A 5,306-nucleotide genomic window follows, 5' to 3' on the forward strand; every position below is an offset into this window, starting at 1 on the left:
CAAGATAGACAACAGGATAAAGGCTATCTAAGGCTCTATTTTGCCACTCAGTCACTTGCTCAATCACAGCATCGGTAACTTTGCTGATGAGAGATGCTGACACATCGGCATCGTACATTTCTTTGAAGAAGGCTACAATTTCCCTATTAGTCATTCCTTTTGCATACAGTGAGAGGATTTGGTCATCCATACTGGTGATGCGTGTTTGGTGCTTTTTGATAATTTGTGGCTCAAATGAACCTTCTCGATCACGGGGAATATCTAAAGCCAGTTGTCCATCTTGAGTTGTAATGGTTTTAGAACTAAACCCATTACGGCTATTTGAGCCTTTCTTGGGCTGATGCTTTTCATAACCGAGATGGTCTGAAAGTTCAGTATTGAGTGCAGTTTCAATCATGAATTTTTTAAAGACTGCTGTCATTTGGTTTAAGTCTTCTGGTGTTTTTAGACCTTTAGCCAATTCGGCAGCCATACTTTTGATTGTTGCTTCATCCATGTGAAGTACCTTTTGTAATTATCCTCTGAAGGATAAATGAAAATTAAGTACTTACACAAAATTTAGAACAGTCCCCTTAGAGAGCGCGTTAGTTTTTTCGCCTAGGAATCCATCCTGATTATTCAATATTGTTGATGATACTTTTTCTTTAAGCAGTTCTATAGGGTTTATCGACATTGTTTATTCTCCCGAATCTTATACGTCGTAACCAGCAATTTTTTGATTATTCAAATACTTCTCTTTGCTGATAGTTTTTTATTCTAATGCGCTCGAAATCTTTTGTTGTCTTTTAAATAATTTATATACAATTTTCCATCTAGTATTTACAAAACAGGCAAATCATTATGATCTGCCTGTTTATATTTTGAATAAGCTTTTAACTATTAAAAACTATACAGCAAAAGTCTGTACTACTTTACCAGTAAGGTTTTGACCCAGTAATGGCGTGTTTTTTCCTTGAGACAAGATAGTGTCTTTAGTTAACGTCCAGCTTAGTTCAGGATCTACCAACACCCACCCAGCTTCAGCTTGCCAACGCGCAGTCATGTTTGCTACCTGTGCAGGAGCACTTGTTACTTTAGTAACCCACTCAAGTGGCTCAAATAAGCCTTCATTAATGAGTTGGATACCTAGAGCTACATAAGTATCAAATGCAGTAATACCCGGTTGGGTTTCAGCAAATGGAGCCATTTTCGCTGAACTGCTTAATGGTTCGTGATGCGTACAAATTGCATCAATTACACCTTGTTTTAAACCTTGGCGTAAAAGCTCTTTATCTTGCTTAGAACGTAATGGTGGACGAACATGTGCAAGTGAGTTAAAGCCATCCGTTAATTGTTCAGTTAAATGTAACTGGTGCATTGCGACGTCGGCAGTAACAGGTAAACCTTTCGCTTTTGCTGCACGAATTAATTCAACCGATGCACCGCAAGACAACAAGCCAAAGTGAGCTTTGACACCTGTCGCTTCAATCATAAGCAAGTATTTTGCAATCGCTACAGTTTCAGCAATTGCAGGAATCATTGGCAAACCTTGACGCGATGCGATAAAGCCTTCATGAGCACAGCCATCTTTAGCAAGTTGCGGCTCTTCAGCATAGAACACTACTGTTAGACCGAGACCCGCAGCATACTCAAGCGTGCGGACAACAACATCATCATTTTCAAAAGCAGCATTTGCATTTGAAACAGCAGTACACCCACCCTTTTTAAGACCTGCCATATTTGCTGGTTGTTTACCATTTAGGCCTTGAGTCTGAGCACCAATAATATGCAGATGAATACCGCCGTCATGCCAAGCCTTTTCAATCAAACCATGAATGAGAGCACCATTGTCTTGCACAATTGGCTTTGAGTCTGGTGGGGTAATCACGTGCAAAATACCATTAGCACGTGCAGCTTTACCTTCTGATTTCAACGTCCCATGCTGCTGCTGGCCCGGTTCACGCAAACGTGCACACAAATCAACCATGGTCGGCATTAACCATTTGCCTTGCCCATCAATAGTTTGTTCAACTTGTTCGACTGGAGCAACGAGCTTACCGTCTTGAATATATACAGTTTGTACGCTGTCTGTTTTTTGGATTGGGTCTAACACACGTACATTTTCAATTTTTACAATACTCATGTGATCCATTCCTTACAACGCAATCGCTTCAATTAAACCTTGTTCTTGAAGTTGCCCTTGCATAGACAACGCCAGTACAGCCATACGAACTGCAATACCGTTAGTAACCTGTTTTAAAATCACAGACTGGTCACCATCGGCAATACTCGAATCAATTTCTACACCGCGATTCATTGGTCCCGGATGCATAACAATACAGTCCGGTTTAGCTAAACTTAGGCGCTCTTTGTTTAAGCCATACATTCTATAAAATTCAGATTGTGAAGATAACGCTGGTGAATCAATACGCTCATTTTGAATACGTAGCGCAATAATCACATCACAACCAGTGACACCTTCATCCATGTTATTGAACAAACGAACATGATCACCGTATTCTGAAAAACCAACTGGTAATAATGTATTTGGTGCAATTACACGAATATCTTTACATCCAAGAGTTTGAAGTGCAGCCACATCTGAACGTGCCACACGAGAATGTTTAATGTCACCAATAATCGCAACACTCAAATCTTCAAATGGTTTTTTCGTCTCACGGCGAATTGTGAGCATATCGAGCATCGCTTGCGTTGGATGGGCATGACGTCCATCTCCGGCATTAATAATTGCGACTTTTGGACATACATCTTTAGCAATGAAATGTGCAGCACCCGAAGATGAATGGCGAACTACAAAAATATCGGCAGCCATTGCTTCGAGGTTCCAAAGCGTATCTCGTAAAGTCTCACCTTTTGAAGTACTTGATCGTGCAATATCAATGTTTAATACATTGGCAGACAAACGTTTTGCTGCTGCTTCAAAAGTAGTACGGGTACGTGTGGAGTTTTCAAAGAAGAGATTCATCACCGTCCGTCCTTCTAAAAGCGGGCGGTTAATTAAATTATTATTATCGTCTAAAAAGCTTTGAGCGGTATCTAAAATCTTAGTGAGGTTTTCTTTTGAAAGGCCCTCAATCGTTAAAAAATGTTTTAAATTTCCGTCTTGATTGAGCTGAACCTGGCTCGGTTGATGCAATGCTGCAATATGCATAATGGATTCCTATGGGTCGAATCGCGAAAACGTGCATAGTGTAGCTGAATTCCATCTTTTTCGCAGAAGAACTTTACAGAATAAGACCCTAAATTGACCAGAAAATTTAGGGCCATGCCGATATTACCTTAAAGCACCAATATAATGGTGCGGAACTTGTGCCCGATAAATGTCTTCAGCCGTGATTTCTTTTTCTTCGTTTAACTGAACATTTTCCGCGATTTGTTTTTGAGGAAGCTCTGGTATGGAGTCAGTCAATGAGTTTAATCGTTCAACATAACGTTTTAATTCATCGTCATCTGTTTCCAAAGCCAGCGCTATTACATACTTTGCGTAATCTTTATTTTGGACCACATACAATGCATCTATGACCCTCCCTGTGACCCTACGCATACGCACATATATTTGTGTGGACACTGAAAAAGCTTCCGCATTGGCTACAAAACCATTCCCCATCATATCTTTCATTTATATTCCCCTATGCTTTCAAATCATAAAATTGGTTAAAAACCATTTAATAAATAAGCTTTACTCATAGAGGCTTAGCAAAATACATACCAGTTTATAGGATTTAAGCTTTAAAAATCAGTTTATTGGTTGCCAAGTGATAGGTTGCAATAATTTAAAAACCTTTACACATCAAAATAAGTTAAACTTTGCATCGTTAATATTTATATGTTTTGGTCAATCGAGTTTATGAATACCTCTTTACGTTTAAACCACTATTGGATTACTTGTGCTGATGGTTTAGAAAGCCTCTTACAAGAAGAAATAGAACAGCTTGGCACCAAAGTGACAGAACGTAAAGCTGGACGTTTAATCATTGAAGGAACACTTGAACATGCTTATCGCATTTGCATGTGGTCACGTCTTGCCTCTCGTGTTTTACTTCCAATCCATACTTATGAACTTGAACACACACATGATGCACGTGATGTAGCGGAAGAGCTTTACGAAGGTGCAATGAGCTTTGACTGGTCACTTATTTTTGCACCACAAAGTACCTTTGCTATTCGCTTACATGCAGAGCGTGAAATTAAAGTTAATACCCAATTTGCAACGCTTAGAGCAAAAGACGGTGTAGTCGATTCCTTTATGGAAGCTGTCGGCCGTCGTCCAAGTATTGATACTAAACAACCAGAAATTACGTTATATGTACTTGCTGGCAAGACTGAACATACTTATTGCCTAGATTTATCTGGTGACTCATTACATAAACGTGGCTACCGTCGTTATATGACGGATGCACCGATTAAAGAAAACCTAGCTGCCGCAATTTTACAAAAAGCCAAGCTCAAAGAACGTAATCCAGAGCTTGTATTCGACCCGATGTGTGGTTCAGGTACATTTATCATTGAAGCATTAATGATTTTAACTGACCGCGCACCTGGTCTTGTTCGCCGTTTTGGCTTTAATGGCTGGCATGGTCATGACCGTGAACTTTGGCTTTCACTCAAAGCTGAAGCAGCAGAACGTCATGAAAAAGCGCTTGAGCAACCACTACCTAAGTTCTATGCGTTTGATGCTGACTGGGAAGCTGTAAAAGCAACTCGTGAAAACATTATTGCAGCAGGCTTTGAAAAGCTATTAGGCCAAATTCAAATTGAAGAACGTACTTTAGCTGACTGGCCAGATTTTGCTGCTGAAAAGAAAACAGCTTTTATTGTGACTAACCCTCCATATGGCGAACGTTTAGGTGATAAAGCATCAAACCGCTCTCTTTACTTAGGGTTATCGGCACTTTTACAAAAACATTTCCCAAATCAATATGCAGCCATTATTGCAGCTCAAATTGAACAAGCAGATGTTTTAGCTTTTGAAGCACCTGAAACTTTACGTTTAATGAATGGTAAGTTACCAATTTACATTCGTTTTGGTGCAATCAAACCAGAAAAAGTAACACAGCCATTTTTAGCAACTTGGCAAGCTCAACCTGTTGAAATGGAAGAAGCTCAAGACTTTGCGAACCGTTTGCAAAAAAATATGACTGCCTTGAAAAAATGGGCCACCAAAGAAAATATTTACTGCTTACGTTTATACGATGCCGACTTACCTGACTTTAATGTCGCTGTCGATTTATATGGTGACCGTTTACATGTTCAGGAATATGCCCCACCAAAAACAATCGATCCTGAAAAAGCAAAAAAACGTTTTA

Annotated in this window: 4 protein-coding genes and 2 pseudogenes; 1 reads left to right on the forward strand and 5 read right to left on the reverse strand. The window is 39.6% G+C overall.

The window, feature by feature from the left end; translation table 11 throughout:
- From J582_RS24175 to J582_RS24190, 5 genes and pseudogenes are all read right to left on the reverse strand, one after another.
- Positions 1 to 496: pseudogene (locus J582_RS24175) on the reverse strand (IS256-like element ISAba26 family transposase); the annotation flags it as partial.
- Positions 497 to 571: 75 nt separating this feature from the next.
- Positions 572 to 673: pseudogene (locus J582_RS27395) on the reverse strand (hypothetical protein); the annotation flags it as partial.
- 213 nt (positions 674 to 886) lie between these two features.
- The gene (locus tag J582_RS24180) at positions 887 to 2,122 is read right to left on the reverse strand and encodes a dihydroorotase (RefSeq protein ID WP_032048792.1); all 1,236 of its coding nucleotides are present in this window, start codon (positions 2,120 to 2,122) and stop codon (positions 887 to 889) included.
- A 12-nt stretch (positions 2,123 to 2,134) separates the two neighbouring features.
- The gene (locus J582_RS24185; protein WP_002156826.1) at positions 2,135 to 3,151 is read right to left on the reverse strand and encodes an aspartate carbamoyltransferase catalytic subunit; all 1,017 of its coding nucleotides are present in this window, start codon (positions 3,149 to 3,151) and stop codon (positions 2,135 to 2,137) included.
- A gap of 123 nt (positions 3,152 to 3,274) precedes the next feature.
- The gene (locus J582_RS24190) at positions 3,275 to 3,619 is read right to left on the reverse strand and encodes a hypothetical protein (RefSeq protein ID WP_002156855.1); all 345 of its coding nucleotides are present in this window, start codon (positions 3,617 to 3,619) and stop codon (positions 3,275 to 3,277) included.
- Positions 3,620 to 3,847: 228 nt separating this feature from the next.
- On the opposite strand from J582_RS24190, the gene rlmKL reads away from it, so the two are divergent.
- Positions 3,848 to 5,306, forward strand: a 1,459-nt coding sequence (gene rlmKL, locus J582_RS24195) for a bifunctional 23S rRNA (guanine(2069)-N(7))-methyltransferase RlmK/23S rRNA (guanine(2445)-N(2))-methyltransferase RlmL (protein ID WP_032048793.1), incomplete at its 3' end; no start/stop codon positions are given.

The organism is Acinetobacter sp. 1566109 (assembly GCF_000582255.1).
Taxonomy (GTDB): Bacteria; Pseudomonadota; Gammaproteobacteria; order Pseudomonadales; family Moraxellaceae; genus Acinetobacter; species Acinetobacter nosocomialis.

Coding starts and splice junctions, on each gene's coding strand:
- J582_RS24180 (WP_032048792.1), bottom strand. CDS start 2,122: ATGAGTATTGTAAAAATTGAAAATGTACGTGTGTTAGACCCAATCCAA.
- J582_RS24185 (WP_002156826.1), bottom strand. CDS start 3,151: ATGCATATTGCAGCATTGCATCAACCGAGCCAGGTTCAGCTCAATCAA.
- J582_RS24190 (WP_002156855.1), bottom strand. CDS start 3,619: ATGAAAGATATGATGGGGAATGGTTTTGTAGCCAATGCGGAAGCTTTT.